Origin of the sequence: Microbacterium salitolerans, from assembly GCF_019720895.1 — a bacterium.
Lineage (GTDB): Bacteria > Actinomycetota > Actinomycetes > Actinomycetales > Microbacteriaceae > Microbacterium.
The window spans coordinates 258,593-284,583 of sequence record NZ_JAHKSH010000001.1; the positions used below are offsets into that span (position 1 = coordinate 258,593).

Genomic DNA, 25,991 nt, shown 5'->3' on the forward strand with positions numbered 1-25,991 from the left:
GGCTCTCTGTGGACCGCCCTCCTCGGCCGAGTGCGTGCGCAGGGCCGAGAGCACGGCGCTGCGGATCACACTTCACAGGATGACGAAGCACACGGTCGCTCACGCCGCGTCGTCGAGGAGAAGGAACTCGTCGGCGCCGAAGATGCGGGCGACGATGCGGTTTCCGGGGCTCAGGAGGTCCGCGACCTCGGCGCGGGACACGAGGCGCGGGTTCGTGACGAGGCGGACCTCGCCGTCGACTTCGAGCTCCGCCGATCCCGCAGCGCGGAGATTCTTCAGCCAGTCGGGCGATGACCCGTAGGGCAGCGTGACGATCCACCCCGAGGGGGTGCGCTGGGCGCCGATGGGCGTGCGGTACGGCGTGCCCGACCGGCGCCCGACGGTGCGGATCACCTGCGCCGTGGATCCGGGCTGCCCGGCCGTGCGCATGGCCGCGACGTTGAATCGGTCGCGACCGAGGTGCCGCACGAAGGTCACGCCCGGCTCCCACTTGGTGCGCAGGACCACGATCAGCGCGAGGACGGGAAGCGCGACGACCACGGTGATCGTGCCCAGTGCGATGAGGATCCCGCGTCGCATTCCGCCCCTGACGTCGTATGCCGTACGCCGCAACGTAGCGCGGCGCCGCGCACTGGTCAACGGAGGGGTGGAAGATCCGAACTCCGTGAGGCGCTGACGATGCGCCGGCGCGCTGGCTCTTCTGTCCTGAATCGGGACAGTTCGGCGAATCGTCCGCGTCTCGGGGCGGATCCGCACCCCTGCGGCCCTCCCGAGGAGGCGAGCGGACAGCGCCGAGGCCCCACCCCGTCGACACGGGAGGGGGCCTCGGCGGGTGCGGGCTATGCCTTCTGGAGGCGACCGCGGAGCAGGAGGCCCGCGGCGATCAGCGCGGCGGCGGCGAGGCCGAGGCCCCACGGCAGCTCTCCGCCGGTGGCGGCGAGCTCGTCGTCGCCGGGCTCCTCGGTGGGAGCGGGCTCGGGCGAGGGCTCCTCCGTGGGCTCCGGCGTCGGCTCGGCGGTCGGCTGCTCGGTGGGCTCCGGCGTCGGCTCCTCGGTCGGCTCGGGCGTGGGCTCGGGTGCCGGCGCCTCGTAGACGACCGCACGGCCGAGGGGTGAGGGATCCACGACATCCTGCGTCGCGAAGAAGTCGACGGTGGCCTCGAGGTCGATGAGGCCCGTGTCGCGGTAGGGGGCGTTGTTGAAGGCCGTGAAGCCGTCGCCGCCGGACGCGACGAACGAGTTCGTCGTGACGGTGTACGTCTGGTCGAGGACGAGGTCCTCGCCGTTCAGCGTCATCGACATGATGTGCTCGCCCTGCGCGGCGTCCTCGACGTACTCGTAGGAGAAGCCCTCCGAGATGCCGAGGTGCAGCTTCTCGCGCTCGGCGCCGGGCTGCCACTGCTCCTCGAGCATCTGCTTGATGTCGGCGCCCGTCAGCTCGCTCGTGGTGAGCGTGTTGGCGAAGGGCTGCACGGCCGCGGCCTCCGCATACGTGACGACGCCGTCGCCCTCGCCGACATCGCTCGACGCGTAGAGCAGGTCGTCGCGGATGCCGCCGGGGTTCATGATCGCGATGTCGGCGGGCTCGCCGCCGTAGTTGGCGTACTCGGTCGTCGACCACAGGTAGATGTCGGCGATGGTGTTGCCGCCGGTCGACTCGACGCCGCGGTCATCCCCGGGGGTCTCCCCGCCGCGGAGGATGTCGTCGCTGATCGCGCCGACCGGCTCGTTGCCCTGCACCTCGGCGAAGGCGACGGCGTCGTCGACGACGGCCTGGATGTCCTCGGCGATCGGGAACGCGGGCGCGCCCTCCTCGTCGGCGAGCGGGACGAGGGATCCGCCGATCGAGAGCAGCTCGCTCGTCGCGGCGTCGACCTGGATGTCGAGCTTCGCGAGTGTGGAGCCGTAGTCGTTGCCCTGGAGGACGGGGCGACCGTCGATCTCGCACGGGTAGCCCTGGTGCGTGTGACCCGAGAAGATCGCGTCGACGGCGGGCGAGGCCTCGCGCACCAGCGCACCGAAGTCGGTCTGCTCGTTCGCGATCTGGTCGCAGGTGGCCGCGTCGTCGCCGCTCGTCGCGGCTCCGGAGTGGCTGAGGACGACGGTGACGTCGACCTGGTCGTCGATCGCCCCGGCGACGCGGTTCACGGCCTCGACCTGGTCACCGAAGTCGAGCATCTCGATGCCGGCCGGCGACACGAGCGTCTCGGTGTCGGCGGTGATCGTGCCGATGAAGCCGATCGTCACCCCGTCGACCTCGCGGATCGCGTACTCCTGCAGGGCAGGATCCGTCGTGCCCGCGTGGTAGACGTTCGCGCCGAGCGCGAGGTCGTTGCCGTAGCCGTCGTACTCGGCGTTGAACTGCTGATAGAACGGGATCACGCGGTCGGTGAGATCCGCGAAGCCCTTGTCGAACTCGTGGTTCCCGACCACGCTGACGTCGAGGCCGCCGAGGGCGAGCGCCTCCATCGTCGGCTCGTCCTGCTGGATGAAGGACGTGAAGGTCGAGGCGCCGATGTTGTCGCCCGACGAGACGAACAGCGTGTTCGGGTTCTCCGACTCGAACTGGCGCACCGCGCCGACGAGGCCGGCGGCGCCGGCGAGCCCGCCATACGCATCGGCCTCGATGCGGCCGTGGAAGTCGTTGATCCCGAGGATCTGGATGTCTTTCGTGTCCTCGGCGGCGGCCGCCGTGGCCGCCTGAGGGAGGAGCAGCAGCGAGCCGGCGACCGCGAAGGCGGTGCCGGCGCCGAGGCCGCGCTTTAGTGATGAACGCATGGAAGTCCTTTGCTGTGTGACTCGGGATCCGCCTCGCTCGGGTGGCGGGGCATACAGCTCAGTTCTATCGGCAGGAGGTTTCCCGGCACCAGACCTGTTCGTGAACGACGCGTGAACGCGGCGACGATCAGCGGGCGGAGCGCCCCGCGTCGTACCCGTCGGCGAATGCTTCGTCGTAGCCCTTGCGGAACATGTCGGTCGGGCCGGTGCGGGGGATCGTGCGAGCACCCGGCAGATCGAGTGCACCGACGAGATCGCCGCGTCCGCGCACGACGGCGACCGGTCGGCCGGTCGCCTTGCCTTTCACGAGCTCGGCGGCGCTGCACAGCTCGTCGGCGACGCACGGGAGTGTGACCGAGAGCTCGCGGCCCGCGCTGTCGATGGATCCGCGCAGGTCCTCGAACACGTGCACGCCCGCGGCGCCGATGGCCTGGTCGACCTGGCCGTCCCGCCAGGCGCGACCGAGCGTGTCGCTGACGAGCACGCCGACGTCGACGCCGAATCGCGCCCGCAGGTCGCCGGCGAGCCGGCGGGCCGACGCATCCGGATCCTCGGGGAGCAGCAGGACGGTGCCCTCGGGGGTGTTCGACGCGTCGACGCCCGCCGCCGCCGAGACGATGCCGAGGCGGTTCTCGACGATGCGCGTGGTGCGGCCGGTCGCGGCGTTCGTGCGGCTCGCGACGAGCCGCACCGTCTCGCGGGTGATCGCGTCCTCGCGGTCGTCGGCGTGCAGGATGCGCCCCTCGGCCTTCGACATGATCTTGCTGGTCACGACGACGATGTCGCCGTCGAGGACGCCCCCGTCGCCGGCAGCGAGCGCGTCGCCGATGAGCGCAGACAGATCGGCGCCCGACGTGATCTCATCGATCCCGTCGGGCGCCCAGATCCTGATCACCGCGAGAAGCGGACTTCGGTGAGCGATTCGCCGAGGAACACCTCGTCGCGCTTCGCGCCGTCGAACGTGAAGCCGCGCTTCGTGTAGAACTGCTCGCCGCCGGGGTAGTTCTCGGCGATCCAGCCGTACAGGGGCTCGCCCTCGTCGACGACCGCGTCGAAGAGCTGGCGGCCGATGCCCTTGCGGTGCCACGTGTCGAGCAGGAACACGAAGTACAGCTCGCGCTCGGCGGGGGCGTCCTCATCGCGGGCGGGACCCGAGGCGGCGAAGCCGACGATCTCGCCGTCGACGAGGGCCGCGGCGTGCCGGTGCTCCGATCCGCGCGAACTGTAGTTGCTCCAGAGATCGGCCAGGCGCTTGGGCGACACTGCCTCGAGCGCGGCGGAGGAGATCATGCCGTCGTATGTCTCGTGCCAGACCTGAGCGTGAACGCGCCCCATGGCTTCGGCATCGACGTCGCGGATGGGGCGAACCAGCACGTCGAGCTGCGTATCGGTGGTCATGGCGTGAGCCTATGACGCGCGCGCGTGAGACGCGAAATCCTGTTGACGATGCGCGGAGGATCCCCGTGTCACAATTGCCTCGGCGTGCTCGTGCGAAGGCGTTCAGTTGCTCCGCCGGGCCAAGTAGGACTGCGTCCGCCACCCGTTTCACGACGAGGAGCGTCAGATGTCCCAGACCGCACAGGCCCCGATCGAGGCCCCCGAGCGCACGCAGCACCTGCGTCGCTACCTGATGTGCCGTCCCGAGCACTTCACGGTGTCGTACTCCATCAACCCGTGGATGGAGCCAGCCAATCCCACCGACACCGCGCTCGCGGTGCGTCAGTGGCAGAAGCTCTACGACACGTACATCGAGCTCGGGCACACCATCGAGCTGATCGACCCGCAGCCGGGTCTCCCCGACATGGTCTACACCGCCAACGGCGGATTCCTCATCGACGGCGTCGCCTACCCGCCGAAGTTCCGCTACGAGGAGCGCCAGGGTGAGGAGAGCTGGTTCACCCAGTGGTTCCGCGACCACGGCTACGAGGTGCGCGGCCCCGAATCCATGAACGAGGGCGAGGGCGACTTCCTTCTCGCCGGAGACGTGGTCCTCGCGGGACGCGGCTTCCGCTCGAGCGACGACAGCCACCGCGAGCTCGCGCGCATCTTCGACCGCGAGGTGATCTCGCTGACCCTGGTGGATCCCCGGTTCTACCACCTCGACACCGCGCTCAGCGTCCTGGATCCCGTCGTGGCCCCCGGCGAGACGCCCACGATCGCGTACCTGCCGGGCGCGTTCGATGACGACAGCCGGCGCATCCTCGAGGAGCGCTTCCCGCACGCGATCCGCGTCTCCGACGCCGACGGATCCGTCTTCGGGCTCAACTCCGCCAGCGACGGCAAGCACGTGTTCATCTCGCCGCGCGCGACCGGGTTCGAGCAGCAGCTGCGCGAGCGCGGCTACACGCCCGTCCTGATCGACCTGTCCGAGCTGCTGCTCGGCGGCGGCGGCATCAAGTGCTGCACCCTCGAGCTGCGCGGGGCCGAGCGATGACCGGCGCCGAGCCGCACGTCGCCCGCAACTACGCGCCGCTCCCCGTCACGATCGCGTCCGCCGACGGCGCATGGGTGACCGACGCCGACGGGCGCCGCTACCTCGACATGCTCGCGGGATACTCTGCGCTCAACTTCGGGCACCGCAACCCCACGCTCGTGGGAGCGGCCAAGGATCAGCTCGACCGGGCCACGCTCACGAGCCGCGCCTTCCGCAGCGACCAGCTCGAGCCGTTCGCCGCGGCGCTCGCCGAGCTCTGCAAGAAGGATCTCGTGCTCCCCATGAACACGGGCGCCGAGGCGGTCGAGACGGGCATCAAGGTCGCGCGCGCCTGGGGTTACCGCGTCAAGCGGATCCCCGAGAACCGCGCCAAGATCATCGTCGCCGCCGGCAACTTCCACGGCCGCACGACGACGATCGTGAGCTTCAGCGACGATGCCGACGCCCGCGACGACTTCGGACCGTTCATGCCCGGCTTCGTGACGGTGCCGTTCGGCGACGCCGACGCGCTCGCCGAGGCCATCGACGACGAGACGGCCGCCGTGATGATCGAGCCCATCCAGGGCGAGGCCGGCGTCGTGATCCCGCCCGAGGGATACCTGAAGCGCGTGCGCGAGATCACCCGCGAGCGCGGCGTGCTGTTCATCGCCGACGAGATCCAGTCGGGCCTCGGCCGCACGGGTGAGACGTTCGCCTGCGCGCGCGAGGGCGTCGTCCCCGACATGTACCTGCTGGGCAAGGCGCTCGGCGGAGGCATCGTCCCCGTCTCCGCGGTCGTCGCGAACGACGACGTGCTCGGCGTGATCCACCCGGGCGAGCACGGATCCACATTCGGCGGCAATCCGCTCGCGGCGGCCGTCGGCCACGCCGTCGTCGACATGCTCGCGACGGGGCACTGGCAGGAGCGGGCCCGCGCCCTGGGCGAGCATCTCGGCGAGAAGCTCGATGCGCTCGTCGGCGAGGGCGTCACGGCGGTGCGCATCGCCGGCCTCTGGGCGGGCATCGACATCGACCCGTCGGTCGGCACGGGGCGCGAGATCAGCGAGAAGCTCATGGCCCGGGGCGTGCTCGTCAAGGACACGCACGGCCAGACGATCCGCCTCGCCCCGCCCCTCACCATCCGAGCCACCGAGCTCGACTGGGCGGTCGAGCAGCTGGAGATCGTGCTGAAGAGCTGACGCTCGCGGTGAGATCACGCGTCTGCGGCGCGGCCTGGGGATCCCCGGGCCGCGCCGCAGGTGCGTGATCGGGCGGCTTGAGGTCGTCAGCCCTCGGCCTCTCAGCTCCGCGAGTGCTCAGGTCCGCCGGCCCTCAGCCTCTCAACCCCTCAGCCCCTTGGCGCTTGATCCTTGGCGCCCTTGGTCTTTCGGGCCCTCAGACCGTGTCCCACAACACGCCGTCATCCGCGCCGCGTGAGGGCGTGTTGTGGGACACGGTCGGTCAGGTGGCGGCGAAGTTGCGTTGCGGCGGCGAGAGCTCCCGAACGGATTCCTCTGACGCAGCTGTTCCCCTGACGGCGCTCGCATGCTAATTTCGGTCAACCGGTTGCTAAGTTGACCGGCGTGGTGCGCATCCACACAGTCTGCAAAGGAGCAGCCTCATATGTCACGACCCGCTCGCCGTCGAATTCGCCCGTGGATGGTCGGCGTCGTCGCACTCGTCGCCGTCGTCGGCATCGGGGCGGCTACGACGACCTATCGTTCCATCAGCGACGTCGCCGGCGCGGCCGAGGAGGAGCGCTTCAGTCCTGCCGAGTACGCGGACGAGCGCTTCGAGACCGAGATCGTTCCGCAGATCGACGAAGACGCGGTCGACCTCGCGACGCTGCTGAGCGAACTCGACGACGGCGCGGATGAGTCGGAATTCGGCCATGCGCCGGGAGCCGGCAGCTCGTACAGCTTCGCCGTCACGCTGACAGGAACGGCGGGCGCGCCGGAGGGCACCGTGGTGCCGGTCACAGTCGAGGGCGTCGACGATGAGACGACCGTGCAGGTGCAGATCGGGCCCGCGCTCAACGGCACGGCGCTGCGCGACGTGACGGGCACGGTGTCGTTCAACGACTTCACGAACCAGCTCGAGTTCCAGGAAGTGGGCACGGAGTTCAACGACCGCGTGCGAGAGGGGATCCTCGCGGACGTGGCCGTGGAGGAGGGCGACACCGTCGAGGTGACGGGCGCCTTCACACGCGTGAACCCGGCGCTCGTGTCGATCGTCCCGATCGCGCTCGAGGTCGCGCCATGAGCGTCGCGGCAGTCTCGACGCAGAACGACGTCGTGATGACCGCGCGCGGCATCACGAAGACCTACGGGCCCACGCGCGCGCTCAAGGGCGTCGACTTCGACATCCGCGCCGGGAGCGTCACGGTGCTGTTCGGCGAGAACGGCGCGGGCAAGTCGACTCTGATGAAGATCCTGTCCGGTGTCGAGCAGCCCACCAGCGGCACGCTCGAGCTGCGCGGAGCCCCGATCACGCTCGAGAACACGGTCGATGCGGCGGCCCGAGGGATCGCGATCATCCATCAGGAGCTGAGCCTCGCGCCGAACATGAACGTGCGCGACAACATCTTCCTGGGCCGGGAGCCCACGCGCGGCGGACTGTTCGTCGACGACGGGGCCGAGATGGAGAGGGCCCGCGACGTGCTCGCGCGCCTCGCGGAGGACATCGACCCGCTCACTCCGGTATCGGAGCTCCGCCTCGGTCAGCAGCAGGTGATCGAGATCGCACGTGCCCTCTCCGGAGATGCGCGCGTGCTCATCATGGACGAGCCGACCTCGGCGCTCAGCGCCAGCGAGGTCGAGGTCCTGTTCTCGCTCATCCGGGAGCTCACGGCCGCGGGTGTCGCCATCGTGTACATCTCGCATCATCTCGAGGAGGCGCTCGAGATCTGCGACTACGCCGTCGTGTTCCGCGACGGCGATCTCGTCGCAACGGGCGAACGGGAGCAGATCGATCTCGAGTGGATCATCTCGAACATGATCGGCAGGGACGCCGAGGATCTCGCACCGGATCTGCTCGACGAGTTCGGCGGCGTCGCGCTCTCTCTGCGTGGGGTGACGGTGGCGGATCCGTCGAATCCCTCGCGCCTCGCTGTCGACCGTCTCGACCTCGACGTGCACGAGGGGGAAGTCGTCTGCCTCTACGGCCTCATGGGAGCGGGGCGCACCGAACTGCTCGAGGCGCTGGCCGGTCGCACGCCGATCCAGGCGGGCGACGTCGTCGCCCGCGACCGGAACCTGGGGAAGGAGACGGTGGGCGAACGCATCGCCGACGGGATCGTCCTCGTCCCCGAGGACCGCCAGCGCGACGGACTCGTGCAGAGCATGTCGGTCGGCGAGAACGCGTCGCTCGCGAACCTGCTGTCCTTCACGCGGCTGGGCTTCCTCCGCCGCGGCGAGGAGCAGCGCGAGATCGACAGGGGGATCTCGGACGTGCGCGTGAAGACATCCGGTCCCCGGGCGTCGATCACGTCGCTCTCCGGGGGAAATCAGCAGAAGGTCGTCATCGCGAAGGCGCTGATGACGACGCCCGACATCATTCTTCTCGACGAGCCATCTCGGGGGATCGATGTCGGAGCCAAGGCGGAGATCTTCGGCCTGATGGCGCGGGAGGCACGGCGCGGGCTCGCGGTGCTGTTCGCGACCAGCGAGGTCGGCGAGGCGCTGCAGGTGGCCAACCGGGTCATCGTGATGTCGAAGGGGCGCGTCGTCGCCGAGTTCGACCCGAAGAACACGACACGTGAAGACCTGATGGTGGCCTCGGGTGAGGCGCCGGAGGACGAGGCGGCGGGGAGAGACCATGAGTGAGTCAGGGACCGCGACGGCGCGGGGCGGCGACCGCAGGGTCGACATCGGCAATCTTCTTCTGGAGGGCCGTGCGTTCATCGCACTCGCCGTGCTGATCGTGATCTTCGCTCTGCTGTCGGATTCGTTCCTCACCGTCGGCAATCTGATCACCATGACCAAGCACGTCGCGTACAACGCGATCCTCGCGCTCGGCATGCTGTTCGTCGTCCTCAAGGGCGGCATCGACCTGTCGATCGGATCGATCGTCGGCCTCTCCGGCGTCATCGCGGGAACCATGCTGCAGGGGTGGCAGCTGACGCTGCTCGACATCGTCGTCTACCCGCAGGTGTGGTTCGTCGTCGTCATCTCTCTCGCCGTCGGCACCTTCTTCGGCTATCTCAACGGTCTGCTCGTCACGAGGTTCAATGTAGCGCCGTTCATCGCCACGCTCGGCATGATGTACGTCGCCCGCGGGGCCGCGATGCTCATCTCGAACGGGACGACGTATCCACGTCTCGGCGGCTCGGAGGAGAACGGCAATCAGGGATTCCTTCTCATCGGCGGCGGGCAGCTGCTCGGAGTGCCGGTGTCGATCTGGCTGATGGTCGTGTTCGCCGTCGTGGCCGTCATCGTGCTGCGCAAGACCCCATTCGGCCGCTGGGTGTACGCCACCGGCGGCAACGAACGTGCGGCGGAGCTCTCCGGCGTGCCGACGCGGAAGGTCAAGCTGCGCGTCTACATGATCAGCGGGTTCTGCGCCGCGACCACGGGGCTGATCATCTCGTCGGAGCTGACGAGCGCCGCACCGCAGACCGGCGAGACCTTCGAGCTCAACGCGATCGCGGCTGTGGTCATCGGCGGTGCGGCGCTCTCGGGCGGCCGCGGAAACGTGCGAGGCGCCCTCATCGGCGCGTTCGTGATCGGCTTCCTCTCCGACGGACTCGTGCTCGTGGGCGTCTCGACGTTCTGGCAGATCACCATCAAGGGCGCCGTCATCATCCTCGCGGTCATGCTCGACCAGGCGCAGCAGCGCATCAAGCGATCGAAGAACTCCGCGGCGGCCGCGCAGAACAGATCCGCGCCGGCCGCCCCGCCCGCTCCACAGACCTGATCCCTCACCACACCACGCAACGCACCTTCAAAGGAGAATCATGCGACGCAATCTCATCGCGGTGGCCGCAGCCGCCGCACTCGCGGTCGGCCTCACCGGCTGCGGATCCGAATCGCCGACGGGCGGAGCCGGCGACGGCGATGGCGGCGATGCCGGCGGGCTGATCTCGATCATCACGCCCTCGCACGACAACCCGTTCTTCAAGGCGGAGGCGGATGCCGCGGGCGCCGCAGCGGAGGACCTCGGATACGAGACGTCGGTCGCCTCCCACGACGACGACCCGAACAAGCAGAGCGAGCTGATCGACTCCGCCATCAGCAACGACGCCCAGGCGATCATCCTCGACAACGCGGGGGCCGACGCCTCCATCGGCCCGGTGCAGAAGGCCGCTGATGCCGGCATCCCCGTCTTCCTCATCGACCGTGAGATCAACGAGACCGGCATCGCCGCCGCACAGATCGTCGCGAACAACGCACAGGGGGCGGCGGCGGTCGCCCAGGAGTGGGTGGAGGCGCTCCCCGACGGCGGGAAGTACATCGAGCTGACCGGCAAGGAATCCGACACGAACGCCGGCGTGCGCTCCGACGCGTTCGCCAGCGTGATCTCGCAGTACCCCGAGTTCGAGATGGCCGAGCAGGAGACTGCCAACTGGGACCAGCAGGAGGCGTTCAGCAAGGTCGAGACCCTGCTGCAGAGCAACGACGACATCGTCGGCATCATCGCGGGCAACGACACGATGGCGCTCGGTGCGGTCGCCGCCGTCGAGGCCGCCGGTCTCACCGACGACATCACGATCGCCGGCTTCGACGGCAGCCCCGACGCCGTGCAGGCGATCAAGGACGGCAAGATGCTCGCCACGGGTATGCAGCCGGCCGTGCTCATCTCGCAGATGGCGGTCGAACAGGCGGACAGCCTCATCCGCACCGGTGAGACAGGGATGGATGAGAAGCAGTCGGTCGACTGCGTGGTGATCAACGCCGACAACGCCGACAGCTACACGCTGTTCGAACTCGGCGAGTGACGCGATCGGCCCGGCGGACACAGGTCCGCCGGGCCGACGCCTTTCTCGCGGGTCTCCGCGGGAACCCCCATCACAAAGGAGTGATATCGATGACGTCAGAGAACTCTTCTCGACGACGGACGGTCGCCACCGCAGTCGTCAGCGCCGCCTGTCTCGCCATTCCCCTTCTCGCGGCGGGCCCGGCCTCCGCATCCGCGCCGACGGCCCGCGCGCTGAACGCGCCCGCCGTCGCGGAGAAGCCGGGTGCGTCTGCGGATCCGCCGCGCACCGTGATCACGACCGATCCCGAGCTCGACGACCTCAATTCGCTGCTGCGCATGCTGCTCTACAGCAACGAGATCGACATCGCGGGGCTCGTGTACTCGGCCAGCCAGCATCACTATGAGGGCGACCCCGAGAAGGGCATCGAACCGCACCGCTGGCCGGAACCCGATGCGCGCTTTCATATCGACGACGCGGTCGACCAGTACGAGGAGGTCTACCCGAACCTCGTCGTGCATGACGCCGACTACCCGGCTCCGGAGGAGCTGCGGGAGCTGATCAGGTGGGGCAACGTCACCGACGTCGGCGACACGAGCGAGGACACCGCAGGGTCCGATCACATCAAGCAGATCCTGCTCGATGATGAGCCGGGCCAGGTCTTCCTGCAGGCCTGGGGCGGAGCGAACACGATCGCCCGCGCTCTGAAGTCGATCCAGGAGGAGTACGAGGGCACCGCCGACTGGGAGCGGATCCACGACAAGGTCTCGCAGAAGGCGGTCCTGACGAGCTGGGGTCAGCAGGACACGACCTTCGTCGACGAGATCAGGCCGAACTGGCCGGAGCTCGAGCATCGCGAGGTGTCGACCAGCATCTGGGGGTACAGCGCGCGCTCATCCGCGCTGCCGGAATGGCAGCAGTACCTCGAGCCCGAATGGACGAAGGCGAACGTCTCGGATGTCGGCCCGATCGGCGACGCGTACCGCGTCTGGGGCGACGGCAAGCAGATGGCCGCCGGCTTCGACGACGAGGACTACTTCGGGCTGTCCGGCTACACGGCGGACGAGCTGCGGGAGATGGGCTACCTCGTGTGGACTCCGCCGCAGCCGCCGGGCGCGTGGATCTCGGAGGGCGACTCGTCGAACTGGGCGCTGCTGCTGCAGAACGGACTCCGGAACTACGAGGATCCGTCGTGGGGCGGCTGGGGTGGTCGTCAGGAGCTGAATCCCGAGGATCCTCACCAGTGGCGCAACCGCGGGGTCGCTGACATCGGCCCAGATGGGGCGCCGCGCGACGACTACGCCGCCGGTCGCTGGTTCGAGGACTTCCAGCACGATTTCGCCGCACGACTGCAGTGGTCCGTGACTCCCGAGTTCGACCAGGCGGATCATCCCCCCGTCGCCCGCGTCGCGGGGCCGCTCGATCGGGGCGCGGTGCCCGGGCAGCGGGTCGCGCTGAACGGCTTCGCGAGCGACCCCGACGGCGACGACGTCGCGCGGACGTGGTGGCAGTACGTCGAGGCCGGCACGTACGAGGGCGAGGTCGAGCTGGAGGAGGCGGACGCCGGCAGGATCTCGTTCACCGTTCCGGAGGATGCGGAGTCCGGCGAGACGATCCACCTCATCCTCGAGGCCTCCGACGGCGGTGAGCTCGATCTGAAGCACTGGCAGCGCGTCGTGATCACCGTGCGGTGACGTCGCGTTGAGGCAGCACCGCCGCCGCGGCACGCGGGCCCTCGGAGCCCGAGGGCCCGCGGGCCGCCGTGCTTACTCGACGCGTGCGGCCCAGCTCTCGAACTCCGCCAGCTTGAGGAAGAGGTCTTCGAACATCAGGCGGGTGTCGACGCGCGTGTACACGCGCATCGGGCGCGCGTCCGGAGACGGCAGATACGCCCCGCCGTCTGAGATGGCAGGCGTCGAGCGCACGACGAGTGCGCTCGACGACGAGTCCGGCTCGAAGGTCGACTGCAGAGACGACAGGAGCACGAGGGGCGAGTCCCCCAGCGCGTAGGTCTCGGCCGGGCCGATGAAGCCCGCGACGGCGCGGAGCACCGCCGCGATCTCGTCGTACATGTACCGCCCCAGCGGCCCGGTCGCGGCCATGCGGATCCGCAGCTCGGCACCCGACACGAGGTACTGGCGATAGATGTTGCGCGGGACCTGCCAGATCGGGATATCGGAGTCGCCGAACACGACCTGCGCGGCGGCGACGTCGATGAGCAGGTTGTACTCGACCGGCATCGCGTTCGGCGGCGGCGAGGCGAGATCCGCGTGCTCGCCGCCGCCGATCCAGATGAGCGTCATGCGTTCGGCGATCCGCGGCTCCACGAGGAGAGCGGACGCGAGATCTGTCAGCCCTCCGCCCGCCAGATAGAACAGCGGCGAGTCGTCGTCGCGCATCGCCTCGGCCACGATCGCGTCGACGGCGGGCGACAGGGCGGGGGTGGTGCGGTCGCGAAGACCGACCTTGCTCCCGCGCCGGATGACGTCCGTCGAGTCCAGGCCCATGCGGGAGAACAGGTCGCGCACGATGCGCTCGGCGTTCTGCGCCGTGTGACCCGAGGGGTCGAACTGGTCTCCGGGCGAGAGGTGAGATGCCACGACCAGCCGCGTCTCGACGTTCGTCGTCAGAAGCTGGTGCACGAGCTGCGGCAGGTCGTCCGGATCCCCGGAGAAGTCGTTGTCGACGATCGCGCGGGCGCGACGTCCCGGGACGGGAGGGAGCTCCTGCCATGGCGCCTCGCCGAGCCGCCATTTGGCGCGTGGCGGAGGCCTCGAACGGGGGGGGGCGGAGTGCGGCGGAACCCGCGTCACACGCCGGGATCCTCCGTTCGAGCCGGCCGCTGTGCCGCGTCGAACGCCCGCAGCTTTGCGAACATGTCCTCCATCAGCCAGCGCGTGTCGATCGACTCGCACACCGGGATCTCTCGACGCCCGGGCTCGGGCTCCCGCATCGAGCCGTCTGCGTCGAAGAACGGAGCCGGGCAGGAACGCCACGTCGCGCCGCGCGGGTTCATGATGACGCCGATCGCGGGACTGTCGCCGAGTGAGCGGAAGTCCATCATGAGCCGGGTCCCCCGCGCATTGAACTCGATCACCTGCTGCGTGAGATATGCGCCGAGTTCCCCGAGCGGCGAGACCTTCTGCCGCAGCTCCTCGTGGCCGACCGACACCATCGCGTAGACCGACATCGGGATCTGCCAGACGGGGATCCGCGAATCCATCACGATGTTCGCCGCGACGATGTCGTTCGACAGGTTGAACTCCGGGGCGTGCCCCGGGATGAGGTCGTCGTGCGGTGGGCCGCCGATCCACACGACGACGACGTCGCGATCCTGGATCTCGGGATCCTCCAGGATCGCCGACGCCATATCGGTGAGCGGGCCGAGGAAGGGGATGTAGAGCGTTCCCTCGTCTTTCTTCGACTCCTCGATGATCAGTGCGGAGCCCGCAGAGGGCACGGGCGCCACCGGATCCGGCAGGGCGTGGGTCGCGCCGTCGGCGACGACGTACTCGCCCTCGCGCCCCATCAGGCGCAGGAGGAGATCCACCTCCTCGCGCGATGCTCGGAGGCTGTCGCTCCTCTTCCCGGTCCCGAAGTGCGCCGGAACGATTCCGCGGATGTCCAGCGTCGGCGAGAGCAGAGCATGGACGATGGCGAACTGGTCGTCCGCCTCGTTCTTGGCGTCCGTGTTGATGATGACGCGGCGGGGAGCGGCGAGCATGGGATGTCCTTTCGTGGGAGGGGGATCGTGAGGATCAGCGCGAGACGGCGTGCCAGCCGTGCGGCGGCAGTCCGACCCGCTCGGTCGCGTCGAGGTTCGCGACGAGCATCGCGTCGTCCGAGCGGATCGCCCAAACCTTCCCGTCGGGTGTGTGGGCTGTCGCGATCGGACAGCCGGCGAGGCCGGCGAGCGCGTGGATCGCCGCGGCGACGGGGAGGTCGTCGCCCTCCGCTGTGCGCACGCCGCGCGGGCCCCACTCCTCGAAGAACGAGATCGATGCGACGCCGGGCACGGCGAGGGCGGCGGCGCTCGCGATGGTCCACGCCGCGAGCTCCGGCTCGGCCTGGCGCGGGTCGTCGGCGTCGAGCAGCGCGGGGCCGTACCCTTCGGACAGATCGTCGACGTCGGGACGCGGCGGCGCGGTCGTCGCGACGTTGTTCACGTGTGTGCGGAGCGAGACCGGGCCGACATGCACGGGCCTGCCGTTCGCGATCCGCCCGGCCTGTGCGGCGACGAGCCGCTGCATCGCGACGGCCTCCTCGAGCTGGCGCGTCTCGCGCGTGTGGAACAGGGGCGTCGTACTGAACGCGAAGCCGTCGACGTCAGAGGGGATCCGGTGCTGCTCGCGGTTCACCTCGGTGAAGTGCGAGCGCGCACCGCCGAGGACGGGCACGTCCAAGCCCGCGTTCTCGAGGGCGTTCCGCAGGATCCGCACGGCCCCGGCGTCGGAGACGTGCTGCGCCTCGTGGCCCGCGGGCTGAAACGCGGTGATCCGGGCGATGGCGTGCGGCGCGAGCGCGCGCACGGCGTCCGCGGCGCGCGCAGGAGCGTCGTCCTCGGGCAGGACCAGGCGCACGTCGAGGGGGAGTCCGCTCGCGGCGGCGCGTGCGAGGGCCGCGGGCCAGCCGCCCCAGCCGAGGTCGAGCTCGACGAGCAGCTCGGACCCGATCGGATCGAGCACAGGCGGCGCGCCCGGCGCCGTCGAGGCGCCGACCGAGACGGCGGGCATCACGCCGGAATCGACGAACGTCAGGGCGTCGAGCGTCTGGACATTCGTCGAGAAGGGGGAGGATCCGCCAGAATCGTCAGCGTCTCGCGCGATCGCCAGCGTCTCGGCGCGCGCGCCGCCCGCCGGATCCACCGACACCGTCACGCTCTGCCGCACGACAGAACCCGCCGCGAGCTCGTACGGGAACGGCAGCGCGAGCGGCCGGCTGTAGGTCTTGAACGAGGCGTCGGTCCAGTTGCGCTGGTCCTCCATCTCGAAGGTGTCGCCGTCGAACTCCAGGCGCACGTCGCTCCAGGCGAGCCCCGCGATGTCGAACGCGGGCTGATGCGGGGCGATGTCGGCGGGGAAGGCGGTGCGCTCGGCCGATCCGTCGGAGTGGCGGATCTCGAGGGGATCCCCTGCGAGAGACGGTGGTTGCAGCACGACGAGTCCGGTGCGGTTCGTGAGGAACGCGCGGGCGGTCGTCGCCTCGAGTGACACGGTCAGCTCAGGGCCGCGTGCAGTGATCGTCAGCGCCGTGTGCAGATCGGCGCCGAAGGAGGACGACGACAGGGCGATGCGGGCGTCGGCCTCGCCGACCTCGACGCCGTCCACCGCCCACTCCGCGGTGGCCCAGTCGCGGTCGCGCGCGACGGCGCGCACGGAGCGCAGCACGGTCCGTCCGCGGAACCGGATGTCGGCGACATCGTCGTCGAGCAGCTCGAACGCCCACTCGCCGAGTGCGATCGTCCGCACGGCCTCCTGGATCCAGGTCATCGTCTGCGGCCCTTTCGCGCGCAGGAGGACGGCGCCTTCCGGTGCGGCGGGTGGAACCGACCCGTGCGCAGGCGCGAGTACGGCGATGCGTCCTGCGCCGCGCGGAACGGAGACCCGGACCGGCTCGGAACGGAAGAACTGCCGTACTCGTGCATCTGCGCCTCGTTACAGCGTCGTCATGCCGCCGTCGACCGGGAACAGCGCGCCCGTCGCGAAGGCGCCGTCGTCGCTGGCGAGGAACAGCATGATTCCCTCGACGTCGGCGGGTGCGCCGGCGCGCCCCAGCGGGATGCGGCCCACGATCGCGGCGCGCGCCTCGGGATCGTCGCTGATCGTCGTCACGAGCGACGTCTCGGTGTATGCCGGGACGACGGTGTTGACGCGGATCCCGTCGTCGGCGTACGCGGCGGCGACGGTGCGCGCGAGCCCGTGGATTCCCGCCTTGGATGCGCTGTACGCCGTGAAATCGCTGCCCTCGCCGTTCACGCCCGTGGGGCTGCCGGTGAGGATGATGGATCCGCCGCCGCGCTCCCGCATCGTGCGCACCGCGTGCTTGACGGTGAGGAACGTGCCCGTGAGGTTGACGTCGATCGTCTTCCGCCACACGTCGAGGTCGAGGTCGGCGGCCTTCGCATCCTGTCCGAACAGCTGCACGCCGGCGTTGGCGACGACGACGTCGGGCGCCCAGCCGTCGTCGGCGAGCGACGTGAAGGCCGCGGACACCTGATCTTCCTGCGCGATGTCGACGGCGACGGCGCGGGCCGTCTCGCCGATCCCCGCGGCCGCACGCTGCGCGGCGTCGGCGTCGCGGTCGGCGATGACGACGCGCGCGCCCTCCGCGGCGAATCGGGTCGCGACGGCGAGCCCGATGCCCGTCGCGGATCCCGTGACGAGGGCGGTCTTCCCGGTGAGGCGTGCCATCGGATCCCTATCGTTCGATCGTGTCGAGGTGCAGCATGCGCGCGAGGTTCTTGTCGAGCTCGTCGTCGCGGAAGACCTTCTTCCAGTCGTCCTTGACGATGCTCTCGCGACCGTAGTCCATCGCGATGAGGCAGGCGTCGCTGAACGGGTTGTCGCCGTTGAGGCTGTTCGCGAGGGCGACCTGCGTGTGTCCGAGGAGGATCGCACGGGCGGCGGGCTCGGGGACGCCCATGGTCTCGACGGCCTCGTGGAGGGACTCCTTGAGGAGCGCGCCGATCATGCAGGCGATCGTCTCGACGAGCGTCGGCTCGAGCTGGGCGAGCTGCTTCACCGTGACCCAGTGCACGTCGATGACGGGCGCGTAGATGTCGCGGACGACGCGCTCGACGAGCTGCTGCGTCGAAGGCTCGTCCGACTCGACGGCCGCGATGACGTCCTGCGGGGCGGCGATCCCGCCGAAGGTGTCCGCCCACTCCTCGGGCGTCTGGCGCTGCAGGAACACCGAGGGATGGCACGGGTGCGCGACCGCCTGGACGACGTCGTCGCGCGTCGTGAGGAGCCCCGCGTAGGCGGCGGCCGGATCCAGCGTGAGCACGACCGTGCCCGGCTGCAGGCGCGGCACGATGTCGGCCGTCACGGAGGCGAGCGCGAGGTCGGGAACGGCGAGGATGACGATCTCGGCGTCGGCGATCGCGGCGGATGCGTCGACGGGCTCGTGCCCGGCCGCGCGCAGGCGCTCCTGCCCGGCCGGGGCCCCCTCGACGTGCGCGACGGCGTGATCGGTCTTCGCGAGATTGTTCGTGATCCGCGTGCCCATCTTGCCGCCGGCGCCGAACAGGGCGATGCGGTAGGTGTCAGTCATCAGGGGGTCCTCCTCAGGTGATTCAGGCTGCGTCGGGTCCATTCCCGCTCGCGGTCGATCGTGGCGCGCTCGTCGCTCTGCCACGGAAGCCAGTGCTCGACGATCTCGTTGATGCCGCGGCCGCGCGGATCCACGGTGTCGAGCAGGTGCGCGTAGTCGTGCAGGCCGTCGCCCATCGGGGCGCCCGAATAGGTGAAGCCCACCCAGCCCGGTTCGCGCGCGAAGGCGAAGTCCTTGACGTGCACGTTCTTCACGAGCGGCGCGGCGGTCTCGACGCAGTCGCGCGGATTCTCGAGGCGGGCGACGACATTGGCCGGGTCGAGGCAGATGCCGAGGGCGTCGGATCCGACCTGCTCGACGAGCGTCACGAGGTCGCGCGTCGCGACCTGTTCGTAGGTCTCGAGGGCGAGGTCGACGCCGGCCGCCTCGTAGGACGGCACCGCCTGCGTGACCCAGTGGCGCGCGTCCGCGAGGGAGGGGGATCCGGCCGCGCCGCGGAGCATGCTGCGCACGAGGCGCGCGTCGAAGATCTCGGCGATGCGGAGGAATCGGGCGAGATGATCCGGTTCGAGGCCCTTCGTGCCGATCTCGATCTCGAGGCCGAGCTCGCGTGCGGCGCGTGCGGCGTCGTGCAGTTCGGCATCGGTCATCGACTCGAGCGGGGCGAAGTCGCAGATCTGGAACAGACCGACGTCGAGGTCGCGTGTGGTTTCGAGCGCTCCGATGAGGGAGAGCGGACGGCTCGCGCGGTCCGACATCTCCCAGAAGAAGGCGTAGGTTCCGAGCCCGATCACGACCGGGTCTCCGCGAGCGCGGCCGCCTCGTCGAGCACGGCGGTCAGGCGGTCGGGATCATGGGCGAGACGGCCGAGGAACAGCCCGTCGGCATCGCCGTCGAGAGCGTCCAGCAGCCCTGGCCCTGCCGACCCGCCGTAGATGACGGTGTCGTCGGACCGGCGTCGTCCGAGCGCCTCGCGAAGGGCACGGCAGACGGTGCGGATGTGGGCGGGCGGGGCGGGTTCGGGGGCGCCGATCGCCCAGACGGGCTCGTACGCCACGATGACCGTTCCCTCAGCGTCGCCCAGGCTCCGAGCGAGCTGTGCGAGCGTTTCGCGGGCAGCATCCGCCGGATCCATCCGCTCGGTCTCGCCGACGCACAGCACCGGCGTGAGTCCGTTCCGCAGGGCGGCCGCGACCTTCTCGGCGACGACATCGTCGGTCTCGCCGAACATCGCCCGCCGCTCGGCGTGGCCGATCTCGGCCAGCGAGGCGCCGATCTCTGCGAGCTCGGATGGGCTCACCTCGCCCGTGAACGCCCCCGCGTCATGGGTGGCGACGTCCTGCGCCCCGACGAGGATCGGCGTCTCGGCGAACGCCGCGATCGCGGCGGGGATCTGCAGGAAAGTGGGGATCACGAAGAACCGCACGGCGCCGGACGCCACCGCCTCGTGGGCGCGCACGCGCTCCGCGACGACGTCGAACCACGCGGTCGCCTCGGCGTGCCCGAAGTACATCTTCAGGCTGACCCCCACGGTGACGGGCATCAGCAGGATCCCGTGGCCTCGTACTCGCCGATGACCGCGACCTTCGCGGCAGACGCCGACGCGGGGTCGAACCGGTAGGTCACCCACTCGCGGACGAGGCGACGCGCGAGCTCGATGCCGATCACGCGCTGTCCCATCGTGAGCACCTGGGCGTCGTTCGAGAGCACGCCCCGCTCGACCGAGAAGCTGTCGTGGGCTGTGACGGCGCGGATCCCGGCGACCTTGTTCGCGGAGATGGCGACGCCGAGCCCGGTTCCGCACACGAGCAGCGCCCGATCCGCTTCGCCGCGCGCCACCCGCTCGGCGGCCTCGATCGCGATGGTCGGGTACGGCGTGTGCCCGTCGGCGCCGACGCCCACGTCCGTGACGTCGGCGACGCCGTCGTTCGCCTCGAGATCCTGCTTGAGGATCTCCTTGTAGTCGAAGCCGGCGTCATCGGATCCGATGACGATGCGCAGAGCGTCGGTCATGATCAGTCCTCCTGGTGAGCGAACAGGTCGGCGAGGGCCTCGGCGATGAGCGCGAGGGAGTGCGCGCCGGGGTCGGGGGTGCCGAGGGCCTTCTCGTGATGCGTGCGGGCGCGCCCCATGCGCGGGAGCATGTCGGCCGTGGCGGATGCGGCATCCGTGGCCGCCGTCGCGGACGCGCGCAGCGCCACCGGGAGGCCGTCGCCGCGTGCGACGGCGGTCGAAAGGCTGTCGGCGAGGGGGACGAGCGCGTCGACGAGCGTCTTGTCGCCCGGCTGCGCCTTGCCGTATGCCATGACGGCGGTCGACGCGGCAGCGACGCCCTCGGCGACGGCGTCGGGCGAGGGGGTTCCGGCGTCGCCGAGTCGCTCCGCGATCGCGGTGAGGATCACGCCCCACAGGGCCCCCGACGTTCCTCCGGCGCGATCGGACCAGGCGTCCGCGGAGCGGAGCAGAGTCGTCTCCGCGCCGGCGCCGGCGGCGTGCGCCTCCCGCGCCGCCTCGACGGCGGCGCGGACGCCGCGCTGCATGCCGATTCCGTGGTCGCCGTCGCCGGCGACCTGGTCGAGTCGGCCGAGTTCGTCGACGTGCGCGTCGATGGTGCGCGTCGCGCACTCGACCGCCGCCATCACGTGATCCGCCGCGGCGCGGGAGGCCGTGTCGCCCCGGGTGATCGTCTCAGCGGAGTCGAGGGCCGCGTCGTCGTCGATGTGCGGGCGTCGGGTGGGCTGCCCCCGTCGATACGCGGGGGTGTCGACGGGGTGCGCCCACAGTTCCGCGAGGTCGTCGTCGAGCCAGAGGAGGGTGAGGGACGTGCCCGCCATGTCGAAGCTCGTGCAGAACTCGCCGACGTGCGGATCCACGATCTCGAGTCCCGCGTCCGCGAGCCGGCGCGCGATCCGCCGGTACACGACGAACATCTCCTCGTGCTTCAGAGAGCCGAGCCCGTTGAGGATCGGGACGACGCGCGCGCCGCGAGGATCCGGAACGTCGTCGGGACGCTCGTCGAGGAGCCGGTCGACGAGCATGTCCGCGAGCCCGTCGGCCGTGGGGATGTCCTCGATCGCGAGGCCGGGCTCGCCGTGGATGCCGAGGCCGACGGCCATGCGTCCCTCGGGGACCTCGAAGAGCGGCGCGTCGGCGCCTGGCAGCGTGCAGCCCGAGAATGCGACGCCGAACGAGCGAGTGCGATCGTTCGCGCGGCGGGCGGCGGCCGCGACATCGGCGAGCACGCGCCCGTCCTCGGCGGCGGCGGCGGCGATCCGGAAGATCGCGAGGTCTCCCGCGACGCCACGGCGCGTGGCGCGGTCTGCCGCGGGGGCGCTCGACACGTCGTCGGTGACGGCGACCGTCTCGCAGGGGATCCCTGCGGCGCGGAGCCGCTCCTGGGCCGCGTCGAAGTTGAGGACGTCGCCCGCGTAGTTGCCGTAGCTGAACAGCACTCCGGCGCCGGCCTCCGCCGCCTTCGCGACCGAGACGACCTGCTGCGTCGACGGCGAGGCGAAGAGATTGCCCATCGCGGCGCCGTGCGCGAGGCCCGTGCCGACCAGCCCGCCGAACGCGGGATAGTGGCCGGATCCGCCGCCGATGACGATGGCGACCTCTCCGTCGGGCGTCCGGGTCCTGCGTGCGACCCCGCCGGTGACGTGGCGCACGTGCTGGCCGTGGGCGGCGACGAAGCCGTCGATCATCTCGTCGGCGAAGTCCGCTGGGTCATTCCAGAGGCGGGTCATGCCTCTGATTCTGACAAACCGGTTGACCAATTGCAAGCATGCCGAGCCGCCCGGGATACCTTGTGTGTATGAACTCCGCTGTCGACGGCTCTGAGGCCATCACTGACGCGCTCGGCTCGCTCCCCAGCGGATCCCCTGTGAGCGAGGTCGCGCGACGCCTCCTCGATCTCTTCACCGGCGGATCCATCGCCCCCGGCACGCGCCTCCCTGCGGAACGCCATCTCGCATCGTCTCTCGGCGTCGGGCGGTCGGCTGTGCGCGAGGCGCTCGCCGCACTCGAGATCCTCGGCATCGTCGACGTCCGCCCGGGATCCGGCACGTACCTCCGCGGCGAGGCGAGCGCGCTTCTGCCGCAGACGCTTCGGTGGGGCCTGCTGATCGGCGAGCGCAACAGCGAGGAGCTGATCGAGCTGCGGTCCGGGCTCGAGATCTACGTCGCCCGGCTCGCCGCGACGCGGGCGACGGATGACGCGCGGGCCGAGCTCAGTCGGCAGCTGGACGCGATGCGCGGCGCGGGCGATGACCTGGCCGCCTTCGCGCGCGCCGACTTCGACTTCCACCTGGCGCTCGCGGACGCCGCGCACAACCAGACGCTGCGCGACCTTCTCCACGTGGTGCGCTCTCTCCTTCAGGTCTATGCCGACCGCGCCGTCCACTCGCAGGATGATGCCGATCGTGCGCTCGCCGAGCACGAGGCCGTCGCGCGCGCGCTGGATGCCCACGACGCCGACGGTGCGGCATCGGCGATGGCCGTCCACATGACGACGGCCGCCGAACGCCTGCGACGCCTGCTCGTCGACTGAGCGGCGCGCCGGCGGCGTGGCGACGGGATTCGGTCGTCACGCCGCCGGCGCGTGACGCGGATCAGGCGATCGCGCCGTACGCGAACCAGGCGATCAGGATCGCCGCCATGCCGACGAAGCCCGCGACGGTGCACATCACGGTCCAGGTCTTGAGGCCGCCCGCGACGGACAGGCCGAGGAACTTGGTCATGATCCAGAAGCCCGAGTCGTTGATGTGCGACAGGGCGACGGATCCCATCGCGATCGCGAGCACGACCAGCGCGACCTGGAAGTCGCTGTAGCCGCCGGTGGCGACGGCGGACTGCACGACGCCCGCGGCGGTGAGCGTCGCGACGGTGCCGGATCCCTGCGCGACCTTGAACACGAGCGCGACGAGGAACGCGAGCAGGACGATCGGCACGCCCCACGACGTCAGGGTGCCGGAGACGGCCTCGCCGATGCCCGACTCGGTGAGGACCCGCGCGAACACGCCGCCCGCGCCTGTGACGAACACGACGATTGCGGCGGGGGCGAGCGCGGCGTCCATGAGGTCGCTCATGTCCTGACGCCCCCAGCCGTGTCGGATGCCGAGGATGTACATCGCGAGGATCGCGGCGACGAGGAGCGCGAAGCCGGGAGCGCCGATGAACGACAGCACGTTGGCGACGGGCGATCCCTCTGCGGTGAACATGCCGCCGACCGTGCCGACCGCGATCATGATGATCGGCAGGAGGATCAGCGCGATGACCGTGCGCGCGCGAGGCTGCGTGATCGTCCGCGTGGTGGTCGTGCGATCGCTCGCGTTGCGCGTGCTCTCGACGGCCTGGAGGTCGACGGCGCCGGCCTCCTCGTACTTCGCGGCGGCCTCCGGCTCCATCCGGAACGCCGTGGTCGCCATGATCCGCTTGTTGACGAACCAGATCACGAATCCCATCGGGACGATGAGGACCAGGCCGAGGATCGTCACGAGGCCCATCACGTCCGCGCCGAGCAGTGTCGTGGAGCCGACGATGCCGGGGTGGGGAGGCACCGAATTGTGGATGAACACCATGAACACGGCGACGGGGGCGCCGATGGCGATGGGGCTCTTGTGCCCCGCGGCCTTCGCGAAGCTGAAGATGATCGGGACCAGGATGATGAACGCGACATCGAAGAAGATCGGCACCGCGACGAGGCCCGATGCGAGCAGCAGTGCGGGGCCCAGACGCTTCTTTCCGAGCTTCCGCGCGGCCATGTTGGCGACGATCTCGGCGCCGCCCGTCTTCTCGATGATGCCGCCGAGCATGGCTCCGAGCCCGACGAGCAGGGCTACGGTGCCGAGCGTGCTGCCCATCCCGTCGATGACGGTCGGGATCACCTCCTCGATCGGGATCTGCGCGGCGATCGCTGTCAGCACCGCGACGGTGAGCAGGGCGAGATAGGCGGGCCACTTCAGTCGCATGACGAGGAACAGCAGGACGGCAATCGACGCGATCGCGATGATCATCAGAACAGCGGGTGACATGTGCGGCGGCGCTCCTTTGCATCTGCGCGGCGCAGCGATGCGTCACGCTCACAGACAAACCGGTTGACCAAAGTAGCACGCGCGTGTTCGTGCTCCAGACCGCGTCGGCGACGCGCGGCCCCGCACTGTGAACGTGCGGCGGGAGGGATCCGTCAGCGCGAGGCGCCGAGAGGGTGCGCTCTGTGTGGGGGTGGAGGTCTGCGCTCGGAAGACGCATCTCCGCCGTTCGTGTCTGCAGCTGTGCGCATCTCCGTCGGCGCGCGGGATCCGTCCCCTGATGTGCGGGAGGAGGGATCCGTCGCGCATTCGGGTGGGGATCGCTGGCGCGTGCCCTCCGGCGCTCGGCCCGCAGACCCTCCGGCGCTCGACCCTCAGGTCCTCAGGCCCTCAGACCGTGTCCCACGACACGCCGTCATCCGCTCCGAGTGACGGCGTGTCGTGGGACACGGTCTGTCAGCTGGAGGCGCGCACGACGAGTGACGGCTGCATTGTCACGGTGCGGTGGGTGTGCTCGTCCGGGGCGAGGATCTCTTCGAGCAGCAGGGCGGCGGCCGTGAGGCCCATGTCGTGGCCGGGCTGGGCGACCGACGTGATGGGCACGGCCGTGTCGTGTGCGAAGTGGTTGTTGTCGTGGCCGACGACCGCGATGTCTTCGGGCACGCGGATCCCCGCCACCTGCAGCGAGTGGATCGCGCCCGCGGCGAGTGCGTCGGCGGCGGCGACGAGGCCGTTGGGGCGGTGGTGCGGGCTGCGTGCGGCGAGTTCGTCGCCGAGCGCCGTGCCCCCACGAACCGTGATGCGCTCCGTCTCCACGACCTCGAGCGAGACGCCGGGCGACTCGGCGACCGCGCGCTCGGCCCCGCGGAGTCGGCTGGCGACGGCGTGAAGCGAGAAGGGCCCGCCGGAGAACATCAGCCGCGTGCGTCCTTGCGCGATGAGGTGCTGGGCGGCGATGTAGCCGCCGTGCTCGTCGTCGGCCTGCACGCCGCAGGTGTCGTCGCCGCCGGGCCAGTTGACGAGCACGAGGGGCATGCCGCGCTCGCGCGCGGCATCTGCGGCGTCGAGCGGCGCGTCGAGGGGGGCGAGGATCACGCCGCCGAGCTGCGTTTCCTCGAAGAGCTCCAGGTGGGCCGTCTGCTTCTGGAAGTCGACGTCGCTGTTGGCGAGGACGAGCCGCTTGCCCTGCTCGTCGAGGCCCGCCTCGATGCCGCGCTCGATGTCGAGGAAGAAGGAGTTGCCGAGGTCGACCACGACGAACCCGACCGTGTCGCTGCGCCCGGCCGCGAGCATACGGGCGGCGCCGTTGCGCACGAACCCGAGCTCGGCGATGGCCTCCTCGACGCGCTCGCGCGTGGCGTCGCTGACGACGCTCGGGTTGTTCAGGACGTTCGAGACGGTCCCGAGGGAGACTCCGGCGTGGACGGCGACGTCTTTCATCGCCGGGCGTCCTCGTCCGGCGGCTGGTGTGGGTGTCATGTCGCTTCCATTCTCGTCGCTTCTCCGGCGTCTCTTGCAATTGAAGCGGTTCAAGCATACCGTTGAAGCGCTTCAAGCCCGTGCGGACTGGACCGCGAATCGAGGAGGAT

Annotated in this window: 23 protein-coding genes; 8 read left to right on the forward strand and 15 right to left on the reverse strand. The window is 70.1% G+C overall.

What is annotated here, in order from left to right:
- Window positions 1-99: 99 nt before the first annotated feature.
- From KOL93_RS01200 to KOL93_RS01215, 4 genes are all read right to left on the reverse strand, one after another.
- Window positions 100-579 (reverse strand): nitroreductase family deazaflavin-dependent oxidoreductase, encoded by a 480-nt coding sequence (locus KOL93_RS01200; protein WP_221583476.1) that lies wholly within the window; start codon window positions 577-579, stop codon window positions 100-102.
- Window positions 580-839: 260 nt separating this feature from the next.
- Window positions 840-2,777, reverse strand: coding sequence for a bifunctional metallophosphatase/5'-nucleotidase (locus tag KOL93_RS01205; RefSeq protein WP_221583477.1), 1,938 nt, complete (start codon window positions 2,775-2,777; stop codon window positions 840-842).
- A gap of 127 nt (window positions 2,778-2,904) precedes the next feature.
- On the reverse strand, window positions 2,905-3,669 hold the full coding sequence (cofE, locus tag KOL93_RS01210; RefSeq protein ID WP_374107101.1) for a coenzyme F420-0:L-glutamate ligase: 765 nt from the start codon (window positions 3,667-3,669) through the stop codon (window positions 2,905-2,907).
- Window positions 3,669-4,175 (reverse strand): GNAT family N-acetyltransferase, encoded by a 507-nt coding sequence (locus tag KOL93_RS01215; protein WP_221583479.1) that lies wholly within the window; start codon window positions 4,173-4,175, stop codon window positions 3,669-3,671. The genes cofE and KOL93_RS01215 overlap by 1 nt, the downstream gene beginning before the upstream one ends.
- A 166-nt stretch (window positions 4,176-4,341) precedes the next feature.
- Here KOL93_RS01215 and ddaH point away from each other — a divergent pair, with 166 nt between their 5' ends.
- The 7 genes from ddaH to KOL93_RS01250 all read left to right on the forward strand — a co-directional run bounded on the left by ddaH (window position 4,342) and on the right by KOL93_RS01250 (window position 12,798).
- On the forward strand, window positions 4,342-5,211 hold the full coding sequence (gene ddaH, locus KOL93_RS01220; RefSeq protein ID WP_221583480.1) for a dimethylargininase: 870 nt from the start codon (window positions 4,342-4,344) through the stop codon (window positions 5,209-5,211).
- Window positions 5,208-6,389 carry an ornithine--oxo-acid transaminase gene (gene rocD, locus KOL93_RS01225; RefSeq protein ID WP_221583481.1) on the forward strand — a complete coding sequence of 394 codons (1,182 nt, stop codon included), beginning with the start codon at window positions 5,208-5,210 and terminating at the stop codon, window positions 6,387-6,389. The genes ddaH and rocD overlap by 4 nt, the downstream gene beginning before the upstream one ends.
- A gap of 424 nt (window positions 6,390-6,813) precedes the next feature.
- Window positions 6,814-7,452 carry a DUF2291 family protein gene (locus tag KOL93_RS01230; RefSeq protein WP_221583482.1) on the forward strand — a complete coding sequence of 213 codons (639 nt, stop codon included), beginning with the start codon at window positions 6,814-6,816 and terminating at the stop codon, window positions 7,450-7,452.
- Window positions 7,449-9,014 carry a sugar ABC transporter ATP-binding protein gene (locus KOL93_RS01235; RefSeq protein ID WP_221583483.1) on the forward strand — a complete coding sequence of 522 codons (1,566 nt, stop codon included), beginning with the start codon at window positions 7,449-7,451 and terminating at the stop codon, window positions 9,012-9,014. The genes KOL93_RS01230 and KOL93_RS01235 overlap by 4 nt, the downstream gene beginning before the upstream one ends.
- On the forward strand, window positions 9,007-10,104 hold the full coding sequence (locus KOL93_RS01240) for an ABC transporter permease (RefSeq protein ID WP_221583484.1): 1,098 nt from the start codon (window positions 9,007-9,009) through the stop codon (window positions 10,102-10,104). Before KOL93_RS01235 ends, KOL93_RS01240 begins: the two co-directional genes overlap by 8 nt.
- Window positions 10,105-10,144: 40 nt before the next feature.
- Window positions 10,145-11,125 (forward strand): D-ribose ABC transporter substrate-binding protein, encoded by a 981-nt coding sequence (locus tag KOL93_RS01245; RefSeq protein ID WP_221583485.1) that lies wholly within the window; start codon window positions 10,145-10,147, stop codon window positions 11,123-11,125.
- 89 nt (window positions 11,126-11,214) lie between these two features.
- Entirely contained in the window at window positions 11,215-12,798 is a 1,584-nt protein-coding gene (locus KOL93_RS01250) for a DUF1593 domain-containing protein (RefSeq protein ID WP_221583486.1), read from the forward strand.
- Between the two features lie 72 nt (window positions 12,799-12,870).
- On the opposite strand, the gene KOL93_RS01255 is transcribed toward KOL93_RS01250, so the two are convergent.
- The 9 genes from KOL93_RS01255 to KOL93_RS01295 form a co-directional block, all read right to left on the reverse strand.
- Window positions 12,871-13,917 carry a nucleoside hydrolase gene (locus tag KOL93_RS01255; protein ID WP_308291504.1) on the reverse strand — a complete coding sequence of 349 codons (1,047 nt, stop codon included), beginning with the start codon at window positions 13,915-13,917 and terminating at the stop codon, window positions 12,871-12,873.
- On the reverse strand, window positions 13,914-14,828 hold the full coding sequence (locus tag KOL93_RS01260) for a nucleoside hydrolase (protein WP_221583487.1): 915 nt from the start codon (window positions 14,826-14,828) through the stop codon (window positions 13,914-13,916). The genes KOL93_RS01255 and KOL93_RS01260 overlap by 4 nt, the downstream gene beginning before the upstream one ends.
- Before the next feature lie 34 nt (window positions 14,829-14,862).
- On the reverse strand, window positions 14,863-16,593 hold the full coding sequence (locus tag KOL93_RS01265) for a hypothetical protein (protein WP_221583488.1): 1,731 nt from the start codon (window positions 16,591-16,593) through the stop codon (window positions 14,863-14,865).
- 165 nt (window positions 16,594-16,758) lie between these two features.
- Window positions 16,759-17,514, reverse strand: a complete 756-nt coding sequence (locus KOL93_RS01270) for an SDR family NAD(P)-dependent oxidoreductase (RefSeq protein ID WP_221583489.1) — start codon at window positions 17,512-17,514, stop codon at window positions 16,759-16,761.
- A gap of 7 nt (window positions 17,515-17,521) precedes the next feature.
- Window positions 17,522-18,376: a phosphogluconate dehydrogenase C-terminal domain-containing protein gene (locus tag KOL93_RS01275; RefSeq protein WP_221583490.1), complete on the reverse strand. Its 855-nt coding sequence runs from the start codon at window positions 18,374-18,376 to the stop codon at window positions 17,522-17,524.
- Complete coding sequence (locus KOL93_RS01280; protein WP_221583491.1) at window positions 18,376-19,170, reverse strand: sugar phosphate isomerase/epimerase family protein; 795 nt, start codon at window positions 19,168-19,170, stop codon at window positions 18,376-18,378. Before KOL93_RS01280 ends, KOL93_RS01275 begins: the two co-directional genes overlap by 1 nt.
- Window positions 19,167-19,919: a triose-phosphate isomerase family protein gene (locus KOL93_RS01285; RefSeq protein ID WP_221583492.1), complete on the reverse strand. Its 753-nt coding sequence runs from the start codon at window positions 19,917-19,919 to the stop codon at window positions 19,167-19,169. The genes KOL93_RS01280 and KOL93_RS01285 overlap by 4 nt, the downstream gene beginning before the upstream one ends.
- Entirely contained in the window at window positions 19,919-20,389 is a 471-nt protein-coding gene (locus KOL93_RS01290) for a ribose-5-phosphate isomerase (protein ID WP_221583493.1), read from the reverse strand. The genes KOL93_RS01285 and KOL93_RS01290 overlap by 1 nt, the downstream gene beginning before the upstream one ends.
- A 2-nt stretch (window positions 20,390-20,391) precedes the next feature.
- Complete coding sequence (locus KOL93_RS01295) at window positions 20,392-22,119, reverse strand: dihydroxyacetone kinase family protein (protein WP_221583494.1); 1,728 nt, start codon at window positions 22,117-22,119, stop codon at window positions 20,392-20,394.
- 68 nt (window positions 22,120-22,187) lie between these two features.
- Between KOL93_RS01295 and KOL93_RS01300 the strand changes: the two genes are divergently transcribed.
- A complete protein-coding gene (locus KOL93_RS01300) occupies window positions 22,188-22,922 on the forward strand; it encodes a FadR/GntR family transcriptional regulator (protein WP_221583495.1) in 735 nt (244 codons plus the stop codon).
- Between the two features lie 61 nt (window positions 22,923-22,983).
- Here the strand turns inward: KOL93_RS01300 and KOL93_RS01305 are convergent, their stop codons facing one another.
- Window positions 22,984-24,405 carry a GntT/GntP/DsdX family permease gene (locus KOL93_RS01305; protein WP_221583496.1) on the reverse strand — a complete coding sequence of 474 codons (1,422 nt, stop codon included), beginning with the start codon at window positions 24,403-24,405 and terminating at the stop codon, window positions 22,984-22,986.
- Between the two features lie 453 nt (window positions 24,406-24,858).
- Window positions 24,859-25,842 (reverse strand): LacI family DNA-binding transcriptional regulator, encoded by a 984-nt coding sequence (locus KOL93_RS01310; protein WP_260405828.1) that lies wholly within the window; start codon window positions 25,840-25,842, stop codon window positions 24,859-24,861.
- Window positions 25,843-25,991 lie beyond the last annotated feature (149 nt).

What these genes read in the sequence shown, in the direction of transcription:
- KOL93_RS01270 (WP_221583489.1), bottom strand. Translation starts at nt 17,514, where the DNA reads ATGGCACGCCTCACCGGGAAGACCGCCCTCGTCACGGGATCCGCGACG.
- KOL93_RS01285 (WP_221583492.1), bottom strand. Translation starts at nt 19,919, where the DNA reads ATGCCCGTCACCGTGGGGGTCAGCCTGAAGATGTACTTCGGGCACGCC.
- rocD (WP_221583481.1), top strand. Translation starts at nt 5,208, where the DNA reads ATGACCGGCGCCGAGCCGCACGTCGCCCGCAACTACGCGCCGCTCCCC.
- KOL93_RS01205 (WP_221583477.1), bottom strand. Translation starts at nt 2,777, where the DNA reads ATGCGTTCATCACTAAAGCGCGGCCTCGGCGCCGGCACCGCCTTCGCG.
- KOL93_RS01240 (WP_221583484.1), top strand. Translation starts at nt 9,007, where the DNA reads ATGAGTGAGTCAGGGACCGCGACGGCGCGGGGCGGCGACCGCAGGGTC.
- KOL93_RS01200 (WP_221583476.1), bottom strand. Translation starts at nt 579, where the DNA reads ATGCGACGCGGGATCCTCATCGCACTGGGCACGATCACCGTGGTCGTC.
- KOL93_RS01275 (WP_221583490.1), bottom strand. Translation starts at nt 18,376, where the DNA reads ATGACTGACACCTACCGCATCGCCCTGTTCGGCGCCGGCGGCAAGATG.
- ddaH (WP_221583480.1), top strand. Translation starts at nt 4,342, where the DNA reads ATGTCCCAGACCGCACAGGCCCCGATCGAGGCCCCCGAGCGCACGCAG.
- KOL93_RS01245 (WP_221583485.1), top strand. Translation starts at nt 10,145, where the DNA reads ATGCGACGCAATCTCATCGCGGTGGCCGCAGCCGCCGCACTCGCGGTC.
- KOL93_RS01265 (WP_221583488.1), bottom strand. Translation starts at nt 16,593, where the DNA reads ATGACCTGGATCCAGGAGGCCGTGCGGACGATCGCACTCGGCGAGTGG.
- KOL93_RS01260 (WP_221583487.1), bottom strand. Translation starts at nt 14,828, where the DNA reads ATGCTCGCCGCTCCCCGCCGCGTCATCATCAACACGGACGCCAAGAAC.
- KOL93_RS01250 (WP_221583486.1), top strand. Translation starts at nt 11,215, where the DNA reads ATGACGTCAGAGAACTCTTCTCGACGACGGACGGTCGCCACCGCAGTC.
- KOL93_RS01300 (WP_221583495.1), top strand. Translation starts at nt 22,188, where the DNA reads ATGAACTCCGCTGTCGACGGCTCTGAGGCCATCACTGACGCGCTCGGC.
- KOL93_RS01230 (WP_221583482.1), top strand. Translation starts at nt 6,814, where the DNA reads ATGTCACGACCCGCTCGCCGTCGAATTCGCCCGTGGATGGTCGGCGTC.
- KOL93_RS01290 (WP_221583493.1), bottom strand. Translation starts at nt 20,389, where the DNA reads ATGACCGACGCTCTGCGCATCGTCATCGGATCCGATGACGCCGGCTTC.
- KOL93_RS01295 (WP_221583494.1), bottom strand. Translation starts at nt 22,119, where the DNA reads ATGACCCGCCTCTGGAATGACCCAGCGGACTTCGCCGACGAGATGATC.
- KOL93_RS01235 (WP_221583483.1), top strand. Translation starts at nt 7,449, where the DNA reads ATGAGCGTCGCGGCAGTCTCGACGCAGAACGACGTCGTGATGACCGCG.
- KOL93_RS01310 (WP_260405828.1), bottom strand. Translation starts at nt 25,842, where the DNA reads ATGAAAGACGTCGCCGTCCACGCCGGAGTCTCCCTCGGGACCGTCTCG.
- KOL93_RS01215 (WP_221583479.1), bottom strand. Translation starts at nt 4,175, where the DNA reads ATGACCACCGATACGCAGCTCGACGTGCTGGTTCGCCCCATCCGCGAC.
- KOL93_RS01305 (WP_221583496.1), bottom strand. Translation starts at nt 24,405, where the DNA reads ATGTCACCCGCTGTTCTGATGATCATCGCGATCGCGTCGATTGCCGTC.